Raw genomic sequence first — 17,740 nt, forward strand, 5'->3', positions numbered from 1 at the left:
CCGATGTTACACCTGAGTGCCGAATCTGCGTAGAACTGTCACAACGGCCGCGATCACGATCCAGACGGCCGCGAGGAACGTCCCGACGGGCAGCAGGGACAGCACCGCCGTCCGGCCGGCCACGCGCACGAGCTCCGGGTTCGCCCTGTCGTACTGGACCCGCACGTTGTCGCCCACGTTCAGGCCGTCCGGGTAGAGCACCCCCTGCGCCGGGATGATCACCCGCCCGTCCGGTGTGGCGTAGCGCACAACGGTTCTGTTGAATGCCACCGAATCCACCTGTGCGACCGCTTCACCCGTGCGCTTCTCGATGGCAACATCGTCGCGCCAACACGCGAGAGGGAGCAGCACGCAGATCAGCGTGACCACACCACCGACGATGAACAAAGCACGGCTGACCGCACGGCGGACGCGTACGCCGAGCGGCGGCTTGGTCACTGCGTCCTCCACCACAACTGAGAAGTCTAGAGCCGGGTGAGTGCCACGCTTTCAGGTTCAGGTCCATACAGTCGAGGCGTGACATCAGCACCCACATCACGAGCACGGCAGCGGATCCGCGTCCGGTCGAGGCGGGACAGGGCCGGTGACCTGCTCGGACTGCTGCCGAACCCGGAGCAGGCCCTCGCGTGGGTGCGCGACGGCTCCGGACTGGTCGGGTGGGGCGAGGCCGCGCGCCTGGAGGTGAGCGGTCCGGACCGGTTCGCCCGCGCCGACGCGTGGTGGCGCGAGTTCGTCAGCCACCTCGACGTGGACGACGAGCTGGGCGTTCCCGGCAGCGGCCCCGTCGCGTTCATCTCGATGGCGTTCGCCGACGAGCCCGGCGACTCGGTGCTGATCGTCCCCGAGGTCGTCGTCGGCAGGCGCAACGGTGTGGAGTGGGTCACCACCATCGGCACCGCCGACTCGATCCCCCGCAAAACCCCTCTCTCGCGCCCTTCGGCGGTCCGTTACGCCAACGGCCAGCTGCCCGTCACGCAGTACCGCGAGGCCGTGCGCGAGGCCGTCGCCCGCATGCGCGACGGCGAGCTCGGCAAGGTCGTGCTCGCCCACGACCTCCTGGCCGTGACCGACAAACGGCTCGACCAGCGCTTCGTGCTCCAAGGCCTCGCACGGCGCTACCCCGAGTGCTGGGCCTACGCGGTCGACGGTCTCGTGGGCGCCACACCCGAACTGCTGCTGCGGCGCACCGGCTCCGTGGTCGACTCACGCGTGCTGGCGGGTACGACGTGGCCGCACGACGGCATCAGCGACGAAGAGCTCGCGGCGGCGTTGATGTCGTCCGAGAAGAACCTCGAAGAGCACGAGTACGCGATCACCTCTCTCGCGGAGACGTTGCGCCCCTTCTGCTCGACCATGTCCGTCGACGGCCCGTCGGTCCTGCGCCTGCCGAACGTCTCGCACCTGTCCAGCGACGTCATCGGCACGCTGTCGTCGTCCGCGTCCCTGCTGCACCTCGGTGAGGCCGTGCACCCCACGGCGGCCGTCGGCGGAACACCGCGGCTGGACGCGACCCGGCTGATCGCGCAGCTGGAGGGCATGGACCGCGGGCGCTACGCCGGACCGGTCGGGTGGATCGACGGCAACGGCGACGGCGAGCTCGGCATCGCCCTGCGGTGCGCGCAGATCAACGGGTCGACGGCACGCCTGTTCGCCGGCTGCGGGCTCGTCGCGGACTCCGACCCCGACAGCGAGGTGCAGGAGGCGCACGCCAAGATGCGCCCCATGCGGGAGGCGCTGGAAGGGCTTTAGAGCTCTTCCAGGAACGCGTGCCAGGCAGAGGTGCTGAAGGTCAGCACCTCACCGGCCGTGTTCTTGGTGTCGCGGACGAGCACGTCCCGGGTCAGCGACACCTCGACGCAATCACCCTCCGGCGTCCCGTTGCTGTAGCTGCTCTTACGCCAGGCGCGGTCCTGCATCGTGGAGGTCCTCTCGCGGTGAGCCGACGTACTCCGCCAGCTTGCTCCGCGATTGTTCCTCATCCAAGGCGACCTCGGCCAAGCGGTTGAAGATCAACCTGGTGCGCGCGATCGCCCCGGGGTCCTGCACGAACACGTGCGTGAGGTCGGATTCGCTGTAGACGACCGGCAACGCCTTCTCGTACTCCCACAGCCGGACACCCGCCGAGTTGATGAGCACGTTCGCGGGGACTATTCGCACAATGCGCGCGTTGAACAGCAGCTGGAGGTACTGGTCCTCCATGATCTCGGCGTTGCCGACCTGCTGCCGCAGCGCCAGCTCATGGATGTAGAACAAGCAATCCGGCCGATTGTGTCGACGCAGCACCGCCTGGCGATCTATTCGGGCCTGCACCAGCGCCGGGATTCGTTCTTCGGTGGCGACACCATGGGCTCGGTAGAGGGCATCGGCGTACCGCTCCGTCTGCAGTAGCCCGGCCACCGTCAACGTGTCGTAGTTGAGCATCTTGTCGGCCGTCGACTCGGCCAGGGCGAGCGTGCGGACGTTGTCCGAGACCTGGACGATGTACTCGTCGAAGGCGTACCGGTACCTGCGCCGGAAGTCCTCGAAGAAGTCGACGTCCTTGCCGCACATCGTGATGAACTGGACCAGGTCGACCTCGCTCGGCCGCGCTTTGCCCTTTTCGATGGTGGACACCTTGCTGGGGTCCCAGCCGAGTCGTTGCGCCATGGCGTTTCCGGTGAGATCGGTGCTGGACTCGCGCAGCCGGCGCAACTCGTCGCCGAGATCGCGGCTGTACGCGGTGGATGGAGTGCTTGGGGCCATGTCCATCGAGGGTATGACGTGTTTCTATTCCAAGATACTGGCTCGTTCGGGTGAAATGGGGACGAGCTCATTCCCCGATGACCGGGGGAACGACCATCCGGTTGTCGTCGAAGTACTCGTCGGTCGGCACGAGGTAGTTGGACCGGTGTTCCTTGTCCTCCTCGCCGCCGTTTCCCGCGCCCGCGGCGGGGCCGGCTCCGACTGGGCCGGGAGCGCCGTTCCTGCCCGCTCCGGGAGCACCGCCGCCGCCGCGCGTTCCCTCCGCACCCGGCGCGACGCCCGCGGCACCGCCCGGTGTGGCGGGACCGAACGTGCCCCGTCCCGCGGCACCACCGGGGCGCGCCGTGCCGAACCCGCCGGCACCGCGGCCACCGCCCGCTCCCCCGCCCCTGCCCGCGGCGGTGCGCGGGGTGCTCATGCCCTGGACGGCTCCCGAGGAGACCGGTGCGCCCGAACCGGGTGCGGGTGGCGTGCGGTCGGCCAGCATCGGGCCAGGTGGCGTGGGGTGGGTGGCCGATGCGGACCACGCGGTCCTCGTGGCGCTGGAGTCGCCGGCCGGGTTGCCGTTGACCGGGCCGACCGGGCTCACCGGGACGCCGGGCACACCGACGACGGGGGTGCCGACCTGCGTGGCCGGGTGCACCGCGTTCGGGTTCACCGTGGCCGTGGTGTGCGCGAACGTCGTGCTGCTCGTCGTCGTCACGCCCTGGTCGCCGGTGGTGACCTGCGGGACGTCGTCGAAGGCCGGCAGCAGCGCGGCGGAGGCCGCCAGCGCGTTGTCGCGGGCCTGCACGACCCGTTCGGCCTCCTGCTTGGCGGCCTTGGCCTTCTCGTACTGGGCCAGGACGTCGAACGGGGCCGCCACCATGCGGACCGGGTTCCAGCTGGTCGCCGCGTCCTTCAGCATCCGCGCGGGGTCGAACGGGACCTCCTGCGGGAACGCGCTCTTCACCGCCACTGCCGCCGCGGCCTGCTCCTCGACCACGCGGGCCGTTGCGGTGAACGTCGACGCCAGCTCGTCCGTGAAGGAGCAGATCTTCGTCAACGCCGCCGACGCACCGGCGCCCGCAGCGCCCGACCAGCCCGCGCGCAGGCCGTTGACCACCTCGTTGATCCCGGCCGCCAGCTCGGTCAGCTCGGTGCCGATCGACCTCCACTCGGCCGCGATCTCCCCCGCGAGCGCCGGGTCGTTGCCGTCCATCGCCAGCCGGTGCAGGTCGGCGTGGCTGTGCGCCGAGTAGTTCACGTTCGGCTGCGGTAATCGCGGCGTGTCGTGCGGCATCGTTCGTCCCCCTCGCGGATCTGTGGATCAGGGCAGCCTGGCGGCCACCAGCTCGGCCGATCTCGTCGCCAGCGCGCAGGCCTTGGCGGTGTCGGCCGACGCGCCGCCCGCGCTCGCCACGAGCTGCACGCTCGACGACGCGGACACGGAGATCACCGCGTGGCAGAGGTCCTTCGCCCCGTCCGGCGCCGCCACGCTGAAGCCGTCGCGCTCGCCGAACCTGGCCGGGGTCTTCGCGTCACCGGAGTAGTCGAGGGCGTCGGCGCCCCGCCGCACGTCCACGGCGACGGTGAGACCGCCGTTCCCGCTGCCGTCCCACTCGCAGGTCTGCAGGCCGGCGGTCGTGCGGGGGCGCGGCGCGACGAGGCCCAGGCCGGCCGCCTCCGCCCCGCTGATCAGCTCGCAGGGCTTGACCCCGGCGAGCCCTGCGCCGGACGTGCGGCTGACCTCGCTGGTCACCGGCGTCCGCACCGAGGCGGGACGGGCCCGGCCGCTCACGCCCCCGTCCGAACAGGCCGCGGCGAACAGGGCCAGACCGACCACGGCGATGCGCATGCGGTTCATGAGTTCCCGTCAGAGTCTGTTCAGCGTGTCGGACGTGCTCTCTTCCACGTTCCGGTACGACCGGCTGCTCTTGTCCAGCTCGGCCCTCAGCTCGTCGATCACCCTCAGCAGGCCGGGGATGACCGTGGAGCGCGCGAGCTCGCCGACCCGTTCGTTGATCGAACCCACGGCCTGCGCGTAGCCCCCGCCGAGCGGGGTCCTGGTCGCGAGCAGCGACGACCTGCGCTTGATCCGCTCCAAGGTCCGCTGGAGGTCGTCGAGCTTCCCGATCGCCTTGTCGACGGCCTGCGGGTCGTGCTCGATGTACAGCCCGGAGGCGTAGGCCTGAGCGCTTTCCCCGGCACTGTTCTGATCCGCCACAGGCTCACCTCCCCGAGACCGGCACCGTGATCCGGGGAGTGACGTTAGGGCAGAATCAGGGGAACAAAAATGGATTGACCCGCAAAACACCCCGTTCGGATTAACCGGTTCCACCGGATCGGGAATACATTGATCGCGATCCAAGCACAAAAAAGCCGTGAGCGGTTTTGGTCATATCAATGACAAAAACCGCTCACGGCCGGATGGCGACTACTTGTGGGCGTCCAGCAGCTCGTGCGTCAGCGCGATCTTGGCCCGCGACTTCGGCTCTGCGGCCTTCGCCGTGGTCTTCGCCGTCAGGGCGGCGGACCGGCCGGGGGCCTCCGCCGGCTTGCCCTTGGTGAAGAGCCAGGTCTGGAACAGCTGGTCGAGCTGCTGCCCGGAGACCCGCTCGGCCAGCGCGATGAACTCCTCGATGGTGGCGTCGGAGTACTTCTTCTCGGCCTGCCAGGTCTTGAGGACCTCGAAGAACTTCTCGTCGCCCACGGCCACGCGCAGCGCGTGCACCGCGAGCGCGCCGCGGTCGTAGACGGCGCCGTGGAAGACGTTGTCAGCGCCGGGGTCGCCGGGCAGGACCTGCCAGAACGGGTCGTCGGCCGGGTAGGAGTCGTAGACGAAGTCGGCGTTCTCCTGGGCCGTGCCCTCGCCGACGTGCTCGGACCACAGGAACTCCGCGTAGGAGGCGAAGCCCTCGTCCAGCCAGATGTCGCGCCAGTGGTGCACCGACACCGAGTCGCCGAACCACTGGTGGCCGAGCTCGTGGGCGACGACGTAGGTGTTGGCGCCGCGGCGGAAGAACGCGTCGTCGTAGGTGGGCCGGGTCTGGTCCTCCAGCGCGTAGCCGAGGTCGGGGGTGACGACACCGCCCTGCGCCTCGAACGGGTACGGGCCGAAGTTGCCGGACAGGAACTCGATGACCTCGGGGGTGCGTTCGACGCTGGCCCTGGCGGCGTCGGTGGAGTCGCCGAGGCGCGTGGAGTAGGCGTTGAACACCGGCTGGCCGTTGGGCGCCGCGTACTGGCGGAGCTCGTACTGGCCGATGGTGAGGAACGTCAGGTAGGTGGCCTGCGGCTTGGTGCTGCGCCAGTTCCAGCGGGTCCAGCCGTTGATCTGGCGGGTGTTGCCGAGGAAGGTGCCGTTCGAGATGACCTCGACGCCCTCCGGGACGGCGACGTTGACGTCGAAGGTGGCCTTGTCGGTGGGGTGGTCGTTGGCGGGGAACCACCAGCGGGCGATCTCCGGCTCACCGATCGCGAGCGCGCCGTCGGGCGTCTTCGTCCACGCCGTGTAGCCGTTGTGGTCCTTGACCTGCGACGGGACGTCGGCATAGGTCACCACGACGGTGACGTCCTGGCCCTTGCGCAGGCCACCGCGCGGGGTGACGACGAGCTCGTCGCCGTCCTGGACGAACGAGGCGGGGGCGTTGTTGACCCGCAGCGTCTTGACCTTGAGCAGGAAGTCCAGGTTGAACTGGGTGAGGTCCTCGGTGGCCTTGGCGAGGATCGTCGTGGTGCCGGAGAGCTGGTCGCCGTTGGGGTTGTAGTTGAGCCTGATGTCGTAGTGGGAGACGTCGTACCCGCCGTTGCCGTAGCCGGGGAAGTACGGGTCGCCCGCGCCGGGGGCACCGGGCGCCGCGGCGAGCGCCGTTCCCGCGAAGAGCGTCACTGCGGCTGCGGACGCGACCGCGGCCGTTGCCTTGGTTCTGATCGACATGCGCCGGACGCTATCCACCCCTTTCCGGGGGCAACCACCGACTTACGTAGGTTTCGGAGGGTTTTCCTACCTGCTGAAAACCGTTGACACCGTCGACTTGAGACGTTGGTGCAAAGAGCGCAGTTCGTCTCTTTTCGACCGCACTTCCACCACTTGGATGCCCTCCGGTGGCGCAAGTGCGCTACGGAACTCCTCCTTGCTGTCCACAATGGAGTGCTTGATCCGGTGTCCGGCGCACAATGCCGCGAGATCAGCTCCGTGCGGGGTGCCGAAAATCCGCTCGAAACTCTTGTCGTGTTCCGGCGCGCCCTGTTCCAGCAACGAGAAGATGCCGCCGCCGTCGTCGTTGAGCACCACGATCGTCAGGTCCGGCCGCCGGTCGGTGATCAGGCCGTTGAGGTCGTGCAGGAACGTCAGGTCGCCCATCAACGCGTAGGCCGGTCCTTCGTGCGTGGTCGCCAGCCCGATGGCCGTGGACACGCTCCCATCGATGCCCGCGGCACCCCGGTTGGCGTGGACCTCCAGGTCGTCGCGGCGCTCGCCGGCGAAGTCGACGTCCCGGATGGGGTTGGAGGAGCCCACGAAGAGCATCGAGCCGGCCGGGATCGTGTGCGTGAGCTCGCGCGCCACGTGCAGCCCTGTCGGCCACGGCTCGGTGTCCAGCAGCTCGTCCACGGCGGCGCTGACGTCCTTGACCGCGCTCTGCCAGGCCTGCGCCCAGTCCTGGTCGACGGCCTGCGGCTCGGGCAGCCACGTCGAGGCGCGGGTGGCGGTGAACTGGGTGTCCGCCCACTCCGCCTGGTCGCCGACGGCGTGCACGACCGCGGTGTTCTTGAGGAGCGCCTGCTGGCCGCGGCTCAGCGTGACCCGGCCGACCACCAGGACCGCCTCGGGCTCCAGGTGTTCCGGCAGACCGGCGTTGAGCAGCAGTGAACCGTGGCGGAGGCCGCCGGGGGCGGTGGGTTCGGCGATGACGGGCCAGCCGAGCCGCGCGGCTTCCCGGACGCGGCCGGGGTGGTCGTCGCCGAGGAGCACCAGCGTTTTCGCGGGCAGGTCCGACGGGCGGGTTTCGATTGCGGTGGTTCGGTCTGTGGCCGTCCACGGGGTGCGGTCGGACGTGGGCCACGCGTCGTCGTCGGGGGTGAGCGGCGGACGGAACGGGATGTTGATGTGCGACGGGCCGTCGGTGGCCATCGCGCGACAGATGAGAGATCGCGTCGTGGGCTCGTCGGCGGCCTCGGGCATGTGGAGCGTCCGGATGCCGAGGATGTCGTGCTGGTTGATCGTCTGGCTGGCGCCGGTGCGGTAGAGCTCGACCGGGCGGTCGGCGGTGAGCGCGACCAGCGGGACGTGCGTCAGCTCCGCCTCGACCACCGCCGGGTGCAGGTTCGCCACGGCGGTGCCGCTCGTGCAGGTGACGACGGCCGGCGTGCCCCGCTTGGCCAGGCCGAGCGCGAGGAACCCCGCGGTGCGCTCGTCGATCCGCACGTGCAGCGTCAGCAGGCCCCTCTGCTCGGCCTGGTGCAGCGCGAACGACAGCGGGGCGTTGCGCGAACCGGGGCACAGGACGACGTGCCGCACGCCGTTGCGCACCAGCTCGTCGACGACCACCCTCGCCTGCAGCGTTGCCGGATTCATGCGCCTAGAGTCTCAGACCGTGGCAGACCAGGACCTCTTCGACCCGTCGTTGTGGAAGCCGATCGAGGGCTTCGACTTCACCGACATCACCTACCACCGCGCGCTCGACCAGGGCACCGTGCGCATCGCGTTCAACCGGCCCGAGGTGCGCAACGCGTTCCGGCCGCACACGGTGGACGAGCTGTACCGGGCGCTCGACCACGCGCGGATGTCGAGTGACGTCGGGTGCGTGCTGCTGACGGGCAACGGGCCGAGTCCCAAGGACGGTGGCTGGGCCTTCTGCAGTGGCGGTGACCAGCGGATTCGCGGGCGCAGCGGGTACCAGTACGCGTCGGGTGAGACGGCGGAGACGGTGGACCCGGCGCGGGCCGGGCGGTTGCACATCCTGGAGTGCCAGCGGCTGATCCGGTTCATGCCGAAGGTCGTCATCGCGGTCGTGCCGGGGTGGGCGGCCGGGGGTGGGCACAGCCTGCACGTGGTGTGCGACCTCACCATCGCGAGCGAGGAGCACGCGCGGTTCAAGCAGACGGACGCGGACGTCGGCTCGTTCGACGGCGGGTACGGGTCCGCCTACCTGGCGCGGCAGGTGGGGCAGAAGTTCGCGCGGGAGATCTTCTTCCTCGGGCGCACGTACAGCGCCGAGGACATGTTCAAGATGGGCGCGGTCAACGCGGTCGTCAAGCACGCCGAGCTGGAGACCACGGCGTTGCAGTGGGCCCGGGAGATCAACGGCAAGTCGCCGACCGCGCAGCGGATGCTCAAGTACGCGTTCAACCTGATCGACGACGGCCTGGTCGGGCAGCAGCTCTTCGCCGGGGAGACGACGCGGCTCGCGTACATGACCGACGAGGCGGTCGAGGGGCGTGACTCGTTCCTGGAGAAGCGCGACCCCGACTGGTCGAACTACCCGTACTACTTCTGAGTCCGCACTTCTCTTGGGCAGGTGACCGTGCTCGACGAACTGCGCGCGGCGCTCTCCGGTGGCGAACCGCTGGTGGACGGACCGCTCGACGGCTGGGAGAAGCGGGCCGCCATCGGCGTGCCGACCTCCGGGTCCACGGGCGAGCCGAAGACGGTGCTGCTCGACGCCGAGGCGCTGACCACGTCCGCGGAGGCCACGCACGAACGGCTGGGCGGGCCGGGCACGTGGCTGCTGGCGTTGCCGACGGGCCACATCGCCGGCATCCAGGTGCTGGTGCGGTCCGTCGTCGCCGGCACGACGCCCGGTGAGCTGGACCTGTCCGGCGGCTTCCGCGCCATGGGGTTCGCGCTGGCCGCGCGGCCGGTGCTGGCCGAACCGGGGCGGCACTACACGGCGCTGGTGCCCACGCAGCTGTCCCGGCTCGTCGCCGGGGAGGGGCCGGGGCTGGAGGCGTTGCGGCAGTTCGACGGCGTGCTGATCGGCGGGGCGGCCACCCCGCCGCGGCTGTTGCAGCAGGCGCGCGCGCTCGGGGTGCAGGTCGTCACCACGTACGGAATGAGCGAGACGGCCGGCGGGTGTGTGTACGACGGTGTGCCGCTCAAGGACGTCGAGCTGCGCACGGACGACCTGATCGAGATCAGCGGGCCGGTGCTGGCGCTGGGGTACCGCGGCAGCCCCGAGCCGTTCGGCGAGTGGTTCCGCACCGGTGACCTCGGGCGGCTGCGCGACGGGCGGCTGGAGGTGCTCGGGCGGGCCGACGACATGATCGTCACGGGCGGCGAGAAGGTGCCCCCCGTGCTGGTGGAGAGGGCCCTGGCCACGGTGGACGGCGTGCTGGAGGCGTGCGTCGTCGGCGTGCAGGACGACGAGTGGGGACAGGTCGTGGCGGCCGCCGTCGTCGCGCGCGGCGGCACTCCCCCGGTCGAGGACCTCAAGGCCGCGGTGGCAGAGCAGGTGGGCCGGGCAGCGGCGCCGAAGCTGGTGCGGTTCGTCACCGAACTGCCGTTGCGCGGACCGGGCAAGGTCAACCGGACCGCGGTGGCCGACTCCTTCAGGTGACCTCCTTTAGGTGAACCTTTACCGCTGAGGACGACTCTCGCCGCGAAGCGCACGGACCCAGGCCGTGCGCGCTGGCGATGGGGGTTCTCATGCGCTACCTGTTACCGCTGGTCGTCGGGGCGGCCCTGACGGTCGGACTGGCGGCACCCGCCCAGGCCGCCTCCAACGAGTGGACCGTCGACGCGAGCGGGCACGCCGTCTCGTGGGGTGGCGCCCCGCGGATCGGTCTGGTCGAGCTCGGGACGCACCGGCTCGCGCGGCCCGCCAACGCGGTCACGGCGGCGGTGACCGGCGACGGCGTCGTCGACGTGCGCGGACTGCGCGCCGACGGGCAGTGGACCGAGTGGTACGAGGCACCGGCGACGTTGCCGGTCACCACCTCGACCGTTCAGGCGCGGGTCGTCCTGAACAGCGGCAAGGCCGCGAAGGTGAAGGTGTCGGCGTACACCGCGCCCGCTGCCGCCGAGGACGTGTCGGCGCTGGCCGCCGGGCGTTCGTACCGCGTCTACGCCACGCGGGAGGGCCTGGTCGGCGGCACCACCGCCAACGGGCACGTGATCCGCTCGCGCGACCACTTCGTCGCCCTGCCGTCGCGGCGGGGCCTGGCGGGCAACAACTCCGGCAACTACAGCGTGCAGGTGTGCGCGTCGAACGGCCGCTGCGAGTGGGCGCCGGTGTGGGACGTCGGCCCGTGGAACACCAAGGACGACTACTGGAACCCGGCCACGACCCGCGAGATGTGGAAGGACCTGCCGCAGGGCAAGCCGGAGGCGCAGGCCGCGTACGAGAACGACTACAACGGCGGCAAGGACCAGTTCGGCCGCGCGGTCGCGAACCCGGCGGGCATCGACCTGGCCGACGGCACGTTCTGGGACGGCCTCCAGCTGTCGAACAACGCGTGGGTGACCGTGACGTACCTGTGGACCGGCTCCGGTCCGGTCGGGACGGTGCGCACCTCGGCGGCGAACGGCACGGTGAACGTGCGGTCCGGCGCGAACTCCTCGTCCTCCCAGGTGGGTCTGGCCGCGAACTACGCGCAGGTGCGGGTCACGTGCCAGCTGACCGGCGAGTCGGTGTCGGGCACACAGGGCACGTCGAACGTCTGGTACCGCATCGCGTCCGGCAAGCACGTCGCGAAGGCCTACGTGGCGGGCGTCTCCGGAGCGACTAGCTGCTGATAACCCCTCGGCGGGTCCCCGGTGGCCATAGCGGAGGATGGGGGCATGGCCTCAGTCGTCCAGTGGATCCAGGGGACCCGCCCCCGCACGCTGCCGAACTCGATCGCACCGGTGGTCGTCGGCGCGGCGGCGGCGCACCACATCGACGAGTTCAACGCGCTGTTCACGGGACTCGCGCTGGTCGTGTCGATCGCGTTCCAGATCGGCGTGAACTTCGCGAACGACTACTCCGACGGCATCCGCGGCACCGACGACGACCGGGTGGGGCCGTTCCGCCTCACCGGTTCCGGTGCCGCGGAGCCGAAGAACGTGCGGCTGGCGGCGTTCATCAGCCTCGGTGCCGGCGCGCTGGCCGGGATCGCGCTGGTGGTGCTGTCCGGGTACTGGTGGCTGCTGGCCCTCGGTGCCGTGTGCATCGCGGGCGCGTGGTTCTACACCGGCGGCAAGCGCCCCTACGGTTACGCGGGCCTGGGCGAGATCGCGGTGTTCCTCTTCTTCGGGCCGGCCGCGGTGCTGGGCACGCTGTACGTGCAGACCGGGGAGATCACCGGGATCGGCATCGGCTCGTCGATCGCGATGGGCTGCATCTCGGCGGCCGTGCTGGTCGCGAACAACCTGCGGGACATCCCGACCGACGCGGTGTCGGGCAAGCGCACCCTCGCGGTCGTGCTGGGGGACAAGGACACCCGCCGGCTCTACCTGGCACTGGTGGCCGTGCCGTTCCTGATCGCCGTGGGCATGACCGTGCGGGTGCCGTACGCGCTGCTCGGGTTCCTGGCGGCGCCGGTGCTGCTGCCCGCCGTGCGCCGGGTCGCGGCGGGGCGCCAGGGGCGTGAGCTGATCCCGGTGCTGCAGTTCACCGGGATCGCGATGCTCGCGTGGGCCGTGCTGGTCAGCGTGGCCCTGGTCCTGGACTGACGGCCCGCTACCAGGCGTCCTCGGTGAACTGGGTGGGCTCGTCGTCGTCCTGACGCTGCGGCCTGCGGGGCTGCGGCGGCCTGGCCGTCTCGCCCTGGATCAGCTCGTCGAGCCTGGCGCGGTCGGCTTCGAGCGCCTGGCGCACCAGCGGGTCGTGCGACGCCTCGCCGGTGAGGACCTGACGCCAGCTGAGCCCGGCACCGCGGGCGATGCGGTCGGCCAGCTGCCGCATCGCCGGTGACGCCTCGCTCGACTTCGCGAACTGCATCACCCTGCGCACGTCCTCAGTGGACGGTTCCTTGCCGCGCAGGTTCTGCGCGGTGGTGCGCATGTCCTGCTCGGCCTGCCGGACCGCCTGGGTCAGGAAGTCCTCCGCCGCCCGGATGTCCGGTGTCCGCCAGGCCGTCATCACCACTTGTCCTCCGTGAAGATGCCGGGGTCCATCTCGTCGCCGTCCTCGCCACCGCCGCGGCGCGGGCCCTGGGCGTTCATGATCTCCTCGGCGGTCATGCCCTCCTGGAGCATCTGGAACGCCTGCTTCATCTTGTTGACGTTCTCCTGCTGCATGGCCTGCACGTCCGGGTCCTGCGCGACCTTGCCGGAGACGACGTCCTCCCAGGTGAACTCGCCCGCGTCCACCTTGCGCTTCAACGCTTTCAGCTGCTCGGGCGCGTCCCGTTCCTGCGCGGCGCGTTCGACCTGCTGGGCGATGGCCTTGAAGTCGACGGGCGGCACCGGCGGCAGCGGGGTGTCCTTCAGCCGGTTCGCCAGGTCCTGCGCCTCCTTGAAGCGCGCGTCGACCTGCGCCTCGGCCGCACGCAGCTCCGGCGTCTTCCAGCTGTCGTTGGGCGTGCTCATGCTCTCCCCGTCAGTTCGACCCGAAGAGACCGCGTGGCAACGGCCTGACTTCGTCGCGTACGTCGGTGACCTCACCACGCGTGGCGAACGTGCGCCACTGGCGGAAGTCGACCTCGGTCAGGCCCAGCTCCTGCGCCTGCTGGTAGTTCTCACCCAGGTAGTGCAGGGTGACCTGGTCGCTCTGGATGCCCAGGACCTCGAACGGCGCGCCGCGGTACGTGCAGAGCTTGCGGACGTGCACGAGCTCTTCGACGGCCGCGTCCGGCAGCTCCAGCGACCAGTGTCCGTTGCGGTCGGTGAAGTCCTCCGGCACCGTCTGGCCGGGGAACGGGTGCAGGATCAGCGCACCCGGCCGCGGCGCGAAGTCGACCTCGAAGTCCTGGCCGCGGTAGCGCGCCATCAGTCCACGCCGGACGGTCGGGCGCAGCGGAACCGGGCCCTGCCAGTACCTCCCCGGCCCGAAGCCCACGTCCCCCGTCGGCACCCAGCCGACCTGGCGGTCGACGTACTTGCCGACGCTGCGGCCCTCGCCGTTCGGCTCGAACCGCCACAGCTCGGTGCCGGCCGCGAACTCGCTGAGCTCCATGACGTACTCGGGGATCGGCGTGGCGCTCGGCGTGTACCCGGTGCCCGTGAACGGCAGCGGGTAGACGCGCGTCGTGCCCATCTTCCGCGCGCCTTCGAGGTCGGGACCGCCGAAGCTGGTCTCGAAGAGCTCCGTCGTGTGCGCGTAGAACCGCAGCAGGTACTGCGTGCCCTGCGGCCAGCCCTCGACCCGGTCGACGCCGAACGCCTCGGCGAACTGCGTGCTCGTGCCCTGCGGGAAGTCCTGGCCGCGGGTGACGAACCCGGCGGTGCGGTGCGGCTCGAACCGGCCGGTGACCGTGACGTTGCCCAGGTAGAGCTGCGCCGTCGCCGGGTGCACGATCTTCTGCAGGATGGTCTCCGGCCCGATGCCCGCTGCCTTGTGCACGGCCTGTGGCGTGGTCATCCCAGGTTCTCCTTCTTCCACCGCGCCAGGTGGTCGGTGCGGTCGACCCGCACGTCCTCCAGCTCTGCCGCACTGATCGTGCCGTAGAAGCCGTTGTACCGGTCGCCCTGGAGCCCGTTCTGCGCGGCCCAGGTGCCGTCGTGCCCGACGTAGTCGACGGTCGCCGTGCCGTTGCGCACCTGGCCGACCCGGAACGGCTGCCCGCGCCACGTCGCCGTCGTGCGGTCCCGGTACCAGGCGTCCAGGTCGGCGATGGGCACCTGCCGCTCCGGTGCCTGCTCGCCGATCCGGATGAGCCAGACGTGGCCCTCCGCCGCCTCGCTCGTGCTCGTGCGGAAGGTCTCGCCGCGGTACTCGGCGACGTCGAAGTCGTGGGTCATGGCGTGCCCGCGGGCAGCTGGTACCAGCCGTACCGGCTGTCGTAGACGGCGTGCAGGCGCTCCCCGCCGGCCCGGTCGACCTGCCAGATCTCGGCGCGGTCAGGCAGGTCCGTGCCGCGCGGCACGATCCACTCCGGCACGCCGCCACCGGTGGACCCGGTGCCCGTGAACGGGTCGAGGTTCCGGTTCGGCGTGGCCACACCACCCGCGTCGGCCATCCGCTGCGCCGCGTCGTCGTAGCGCCGCTGCTCGGCCGCGTCCGCGTAGGTCTCCTTGTTCGGCCCGCCGAACGGGATGAACGCCTCCCCCGCCGTGGTCGCGTCGAGCTTGTAGCGCAGCTGCATCGCCGAGTCCGCGTTCGCCGGGATCGGCGTCCAGCCGGCGCCCTTGTCGTCGAGGGCGAGACCGTCCCGCAGCCCCTGCGGCGTGTTGATGTCCACCACGTCGACACCGCGCGCGATCGACCCGCCGACCTGGGTCTGCCAGTCCTGCCTGCGGTCGCCGTCCGGGTGCGGCGTCGCCGGCAGGTAGGTGTCCATCGCACCCTGGTTGAGGGCCTTGGTGACGATGTCGCCGTTGCCGACGGTCAGCTGGTTGCGGACGTCCGCGACGTGCCGGGCCTCGTCCGGGGTGAGGTTCGTCGACAGGGTCGTGCTGAGCTGCTCGTACCGCTGGCGGTCGGCCTCGTTCGGGAGGATGTGCTCCAGCTGCTGCCGGTAGCCCTCGCCCTGCGCGGCCATGGCCGAGTTGTCGAACTGCGGGGTGAGGTCGTGGCCTTGCGGCGACCGGGGCGGACCATCGCCGCCGCCACCGTTGTCGTCGCCGTTGTTGTGGTTGTCGGTGTTGTGGTTGTCGCCGGTGTTGTGGTTGCCGGGGGTGTCGTGGTCGGCGGGGCGGTCGGTGCCGGGGTCGCGGTCGTGGCCGGTGGGGGTGTCGTCGTGGGGACGTGCGTCGTCGGCACCGCTCGTGCCGGTGTCGTGCGGCTTGCCGTCGGTGTCGTGCGGGCGGGTGCCGTCCGTGTCGTGGGGACGGGTGCCGTCGTGCGGGGTCGTCGTGTCGTGGGGCTTGGTGTCGTGCGGCTTGGTGTCGGTCGGGGCACCGGTGCCGTCGTGGGGACGGGTGCTGTCGTGCGGCTTGGTGCCGCCGTCGTGGGGCGTGGTGCCGGACGGGGGCGTGTCGTGCGGACGCGGGGTGTCGTGGCCGGTCGGCGAGGGCAGGCCCGAGCCGGAACCTCCCGGCGCGTGACCCGCAGGCGAGCCCGGAGTCGAGCCCGGCGTTGAGCCGTGACCAGCGGGCGAGGGCAGGCCGGAACCGTGGCCCGTCGGCGTGCCCGGAGTCGAGCCGTGGCTCGACGGCGAGCCCGAGGAGCCGTGACCCGAGGGCGACGGCAGGCCGGACCCCTGACCGGACGGCGACGGCAGGCCGCCGGGGGTCGGGCGCGGGCCGGACGAGGTGCCGCCGGTGCCGGCGCCGGAGCCGGGGGTCGAGTGGCCGGCCGGCTGCGGTGAGGGCAGTGCGGAACCCGAGCCGCCGGCCGGGCGGTGCTGCGGCGGGGCGGTGGGGGTGCCCGCGGCGGCCGTGGAGCCGGGGCGGGGGCCGGAGCGCTGCGTGTCGCCGCCGCCTGCACCGGGGGTCATGGGGGCGCCCATCGGCATGGCGCCGCCGACCGGGGTGCCGGAGTGCGAGGACGGGGCGGGTGCGGGGGCCGCGCCGGCCGCGTGGGTCGTGTCGGGGCGGGTGACCGCGGGGCCGCCGGAGTGGCCGCCGGACGGGGGTGCGCTCGCGCTGCCACCGCCGCCGGGGCGGACCGGGGGCGGGGCCGTCACGGCGCCGCCGCCTCCGCCGCCGCCACCGGACGAGGGGGCGGTGGTGTCGCCGGGCGACTGGACCGTGGGCGGTGCGGAGACCGGGGTGCCCGCGACCGGGGTGGAGACGGAGGCCGCCTTCGTGCCGTCGGCGCCGCCGCCGGACGGGGAGTAGACCTCGCGGACGGTCGAGCCGATGTCTCGGCCGCGTTCGCCGATCTCGGTGGCGGAGTCCTTGACGGACTGGATGTCCTCGTGGATGTCGCGGACGCTGTTGCGCACGTCGCGGGCACCCTCGGCCACCTCCTGGGTGGCGTTCATGGCCTCGGCGAGGGAGTCGGCGTCCTTCAGCTTGCCGAGCGCGGAGGCGACCCGGCCCACGGCGTCGAAGAGGGCCTTCACGTCCGTGATGAGCTTCTTGACCGTGTCGATGATGTCCATGACACGGCGGTAGATCTGGTAGGCGTTCCAGACCATCTCGGCGGCCTTGATCCAGCCGGCCACCGGGACCCAGACGGTCGCTGCCGCCTGCAGCAGCTTGTTGATCAGGTAGTCGAGCAGGCGGGCGGCCTGCCTGCCCAGGGCCTCGGCGCCGGAGGCGAGGGTGTCGAAGCCCTTCGCGATGAGCTGGGCGACGCCCATCTCCGCGAGCAGGCCGGCCTTCCAGCCCAGCGCGATGTACTTCTCGTGGGTGCTCGCGGCCTCGCCGTCCCACGCGTCCCGCACCTTCCCGACGGCGTCGGTGAGGTTGTAGGACATGTCGTTCATGGCGTTGCCGACCGAGCGCCAGGCGTCGCCGTCGGCGCGGATCTTCGACCAGTCACCGGTGATCGGCGTGATGATCGTGGCGACCAGGCTCTCGCCCGTCACGGCCTCGAACACCCAGTTGACGGCCTGGACGCCCCAGCCCTGGTCCTGGAGGACGTCGTTCAGCGCGGCCCGGTCGACCTCGGGCTGCTGCAGCGAACCCGAGACCGGGCGCGGCGAGGAGTACGTCGTCGTCATCGCAGGAGGCCCTCGAAGATCTTCCGCTGGGCCAGGTCGACCTGCTCGTAGACGGCGGCCGTGGCCTCCACGCCGGTGGCGGTGCCCTCCAGTTTGGACTTGCCGAAGTCGAGGGTCTCGTCGAACAGCGCGCGCACGAGGTCCACGCCCGGCTGCAACAGCGTCAGCAGGCCGGTGAAACCGCTCTTGTCGCAGGCCGTGGCGTGGACGTACTTGCGGATCGTCTCGAACTCCGCTGCCTCGGTGCGCAGGTACTCGGCGTACGCGCGCAGCTCGGCAGCGTCTGTTGAAAACAGCGCCACGGCGGTCCCCCTCGGACTCAAAG

The 17,740-nt window shown here is 71.1% G+C and carries 19 protein-coding genes; 5 read left to right on the top strand and 14 right to left on the bottom strand.

Annotation, left to right across the window (positions count from 1 at the left end; translation table 11 throughout):
* Positions 1-6: 6 nt before the first annotated feature.
* Positions 7-438: a DUF3592 domain-containing protein gene (locus ACZ7CD_RS01730; RefSeq protein ID WP_360399714.1), complete on the bottom strand. Its 432-nt coding sequence runs from the start codon at positions 436-438 to the stop codon at positions 7-9.
* Between the two features lie 78 nt (positions 439-516).
* Here ACZ7CD_RS01730 and ACZ7CD_RS01735 point away from each other — a divergent pair, with 78 nt between their 5' ends.
* Complete coding sequence (locus ACZ7CD_RS01735) at positions 517-1,749, top strand: isochorismate synthase (RefSeq protein WP_360399717.1); 1,233 nt, start codon at positions 517-519, stop codon at positions 1,747-1,749.
* Here ACZ7CD_RS01735 and ACZ7CD_RS01740 read toward each other — a convergent pair.
* The 7 genes from ACZ7CD_RS01740 to menD form a co-directional block, all read right to left on the bottom strand.
* A complete protein-coding gene (locus ACZ7CD_RS01740) occupies positions 1,746-1,916 on the bottom strand; it encodes a DUF397 domain-containing protein (RefSeq protein ID WP_360399720.1) in 171 nt (56 codons plus the stop codon). The two genes, ACZ7CD_RS01735 and ACZ7CD_RS01740, sit on opposite strands and share 4 nt — an antisense overlap.
* Positions 1,894-2,742, bottom strand: coding sequence for a helix-turn-helix domain-containing protein (locus ACZ7CD_RS01745; RefSeq protein ID WP_470378153.1), 849 nt, complete (start codon positions 2,740-2,742; stop codon positions 1,894-1,896). The genes ACZ7CD_RS01740 and ACZ7CD_RS01745 overlap by 23 nt, the downstream gene beginning before the upstream one ends.
* A gap of 67 nt (positions 2,743-2,809) precedes the next feature.
* A complete protein-coding gene (locus ACZ7CD_RS01750; protein ID WP_470378154.1) occupies positions 2,810-4,024 on the bottom strand; it encodes a WXG100-like domain-containing protein in 1,215 nt (404 codons plus the stop codon).
* A gap of 27 nt (positions 4,025-4,051) precedes the next feature.
* A complete protein-coding gene (locus ACZ7CD_RS01755) occupies positions 4,052-4,588 on the bottom strand; it encodes a DUF3558 family protein (RefSeq protein ID WP_470369934.1) in 537 nt (178 codons plus the stop codon).
* 9 nt (positions 4,589-4,597) lie between these two features.
* The gene (locus ACZ7CD_RS01760) at positions 4,598-4,948 is read right to left on the bottom strand and encodes a hypothetical protein (protein ID WP_360399732.1); all 351 of its coding nucleotides are present in this window, start codon (positions 4,946-4,948) and stop codon (positions 4,598-4,600) included.
* 210 nt (positions 4,949-5,158) lie between these two features.
* Complete coding sequence (locus tag ACZ7CD_RS01765) at positions 5,159-6,661, bottom strand: M1 family metallopeptidase (RefSeq protein ID WP_470378155.1); 1,503 nt, start codon at positions 6,659-6,661, stop codon at positions 5,159-5,161.
* Positions 6,662-6,727: 66 nt separating this feature from the next.
* Positions 6,728-8,299 carry a 2-succinyl-5-enolpyruvyl-6-hydroxy-3-cyclohexene-1-carboxylic-acid synthase gene (gene menD, locus ACZ7CD_RS01770; RefSeq protein ID WP_470378156.1) on the bottom strand — a complete coding sequence of 524 codons (1,572 nt, stop codon included), beginning with the start codon at positions 8,297-8,299 and terminating at the stop codon, positions 6,728-6,730.
* Here menD and ACZ7CD_RS01775 point away from each other — a divergent pair.
* From ACZ7CD_RS01775 to ACZ7CD_RS01790, 4 genes are all read left to right on the top strand, one after another.
* Positions 8,298-9,221 carry a 1,4-dihydroxy-2-naphthoyl-CoA synthase gene (locus ACZ7CD_RS01775; protein ID WP_360399741.1) on the top strand — a complete coding sequence of 308 codons (924 nt, stop codon included), beginning with the start codon at positions 8,298-8,300 and terminating at the stop codon, positions 9,219-9,221. The genes menD and ACZ7CD_RS01775 overlap by 2 nt on opposite strands.
* 21 nt (positions 9,222-9,242) lie before the next feature.
* Entirely contained in the window at positions 9,243-10,280 is a 1,038-nt protein-coding gene (menE, locus tag ACZ7CD_RS01780) for an o-succinylbenzoate--CoA ligase (RefSeq protein WP_470378157.1), read from the top strand.
* Between the two features lie 89 nt (positions 10,281-10,369).
* Positions 10,370-11,458 (top strand): hypothetical protein, encoded by a 1,089-nt coding sequence (locus ACZ7CD_RS01785; RefSeq protein ID WP_470369930.1) that lies wholly within the window; start codon positions 10,370-10,372, stop codon positions 11,456-11,458.
* A 45-nt stretch (positions 11,459-11,503) separates the two neighbouring features.
* On the top strand, positions 11,504-12,376 hold the full coding sequence (locus ACZ7CD_RS01790; RefSeq protein WP_470369929.1) for a 1,4-dihydroxy-2-naphthoate polyprenyltransferase: 873 nt from the start codon (positions 11,504-11,506) through the stop codon (positions 12,374-12,376).
* A 7-nt stretch (positions 12,377-12,383) separates the two neighbouring features.
* Here ACZ7CD_RS01790 and ACZ7CD_RS01795 read toward each other — a convergent pair whose 3' ends face one another.
* Genes ACZ7CD_RS01795 through ACZ7CD_RS01820 form a run of 6 tightly spaced genes read right to left on the bottom strand, consistent with a single transcriptional unit; the run spans position 12,384 to position 17,717 of the window.
* Complete coding sequence (locus tag ACZ7CD_RS01795) at positions 12,384-12,785, bottom strand: hypothetical protein (RefSeq protein ID WP_360399753.1); 402 nt, start codon at positions 12,783-12,785, stop codon at positions 12,384-12,386.
* Positions 12,785-13,234, bottom strand: a complete 450-nt coding sequence (locus ACZ7CD_RS01800; RefSeq protein WP_360399756.1) for a hypothetical protein — start codon at positions 13,232-13,234, stop codon at positions 12,785-12,787. Before ACZ7CD_RS01800 ends, ACZ7CD_RS01795 begins: the two co-directional genes overlap by 1 nt.
* A 10-nt stretch (positions 13,235-13,244) precedes the next feature.
* On the bottom strand, positions 13,245-14,225 hold the full coding sequence (locus ACZ7CD_RS01805; RefSeq protein WP_458430126.1) for a hypothetical protein: 981 nt from the start codon (positions 14,223-14,225) through the stop codon (positions 13,245-13,247).
* Positions 14,222-14,605, bottom strand: a complete 384-nt coding sequence (locus ACZ7CD_RS01810) for a hypothetical protein (RefSeq protein ID WP_360399762.1) — start codon at positions 14,603-14,605, stop codon at positions 14,222-14,224. The genes ACZ7CD_RS01805 and ACZ7CD_RS01810 overlap by 4 nt, the downstream gene beginning before the upstream one ends.
* Positions 14,602-17,415, bottom strand: coding sequence for a hypothetical protein (locus ACZ7CD_RS01815; RefSeq protein ID WP_470378158.1), 2,814 nt, complete (start codon positions 17,413-17,415; stop codon positions 14,602-14,604). Before ACZ7CD_RS01815 ends, ACZ7CD_RS01810 begins: the two co-directional genes overlap by 4 nt.
* A complete protein-coding gene (locus ACZ7CD_RS01820; protein WP_360399768.1) occupies positions 17,412-17,717 on the bottom strand; it encodes a hypothetical protein in 306 nt (101 codons plus the stop codon). Before ACZ7CD_RS01820 ends, ACZ7CD_RS01815 begins: the two co-directional genes overlap by 4 nt.
* Positions 17,718-17,740 lie beyond the last annotated feature (23 nt).

The sequence above is a fragment of the Lentzea sp. NPDC036949 genome (assembly GCF_055608075.1).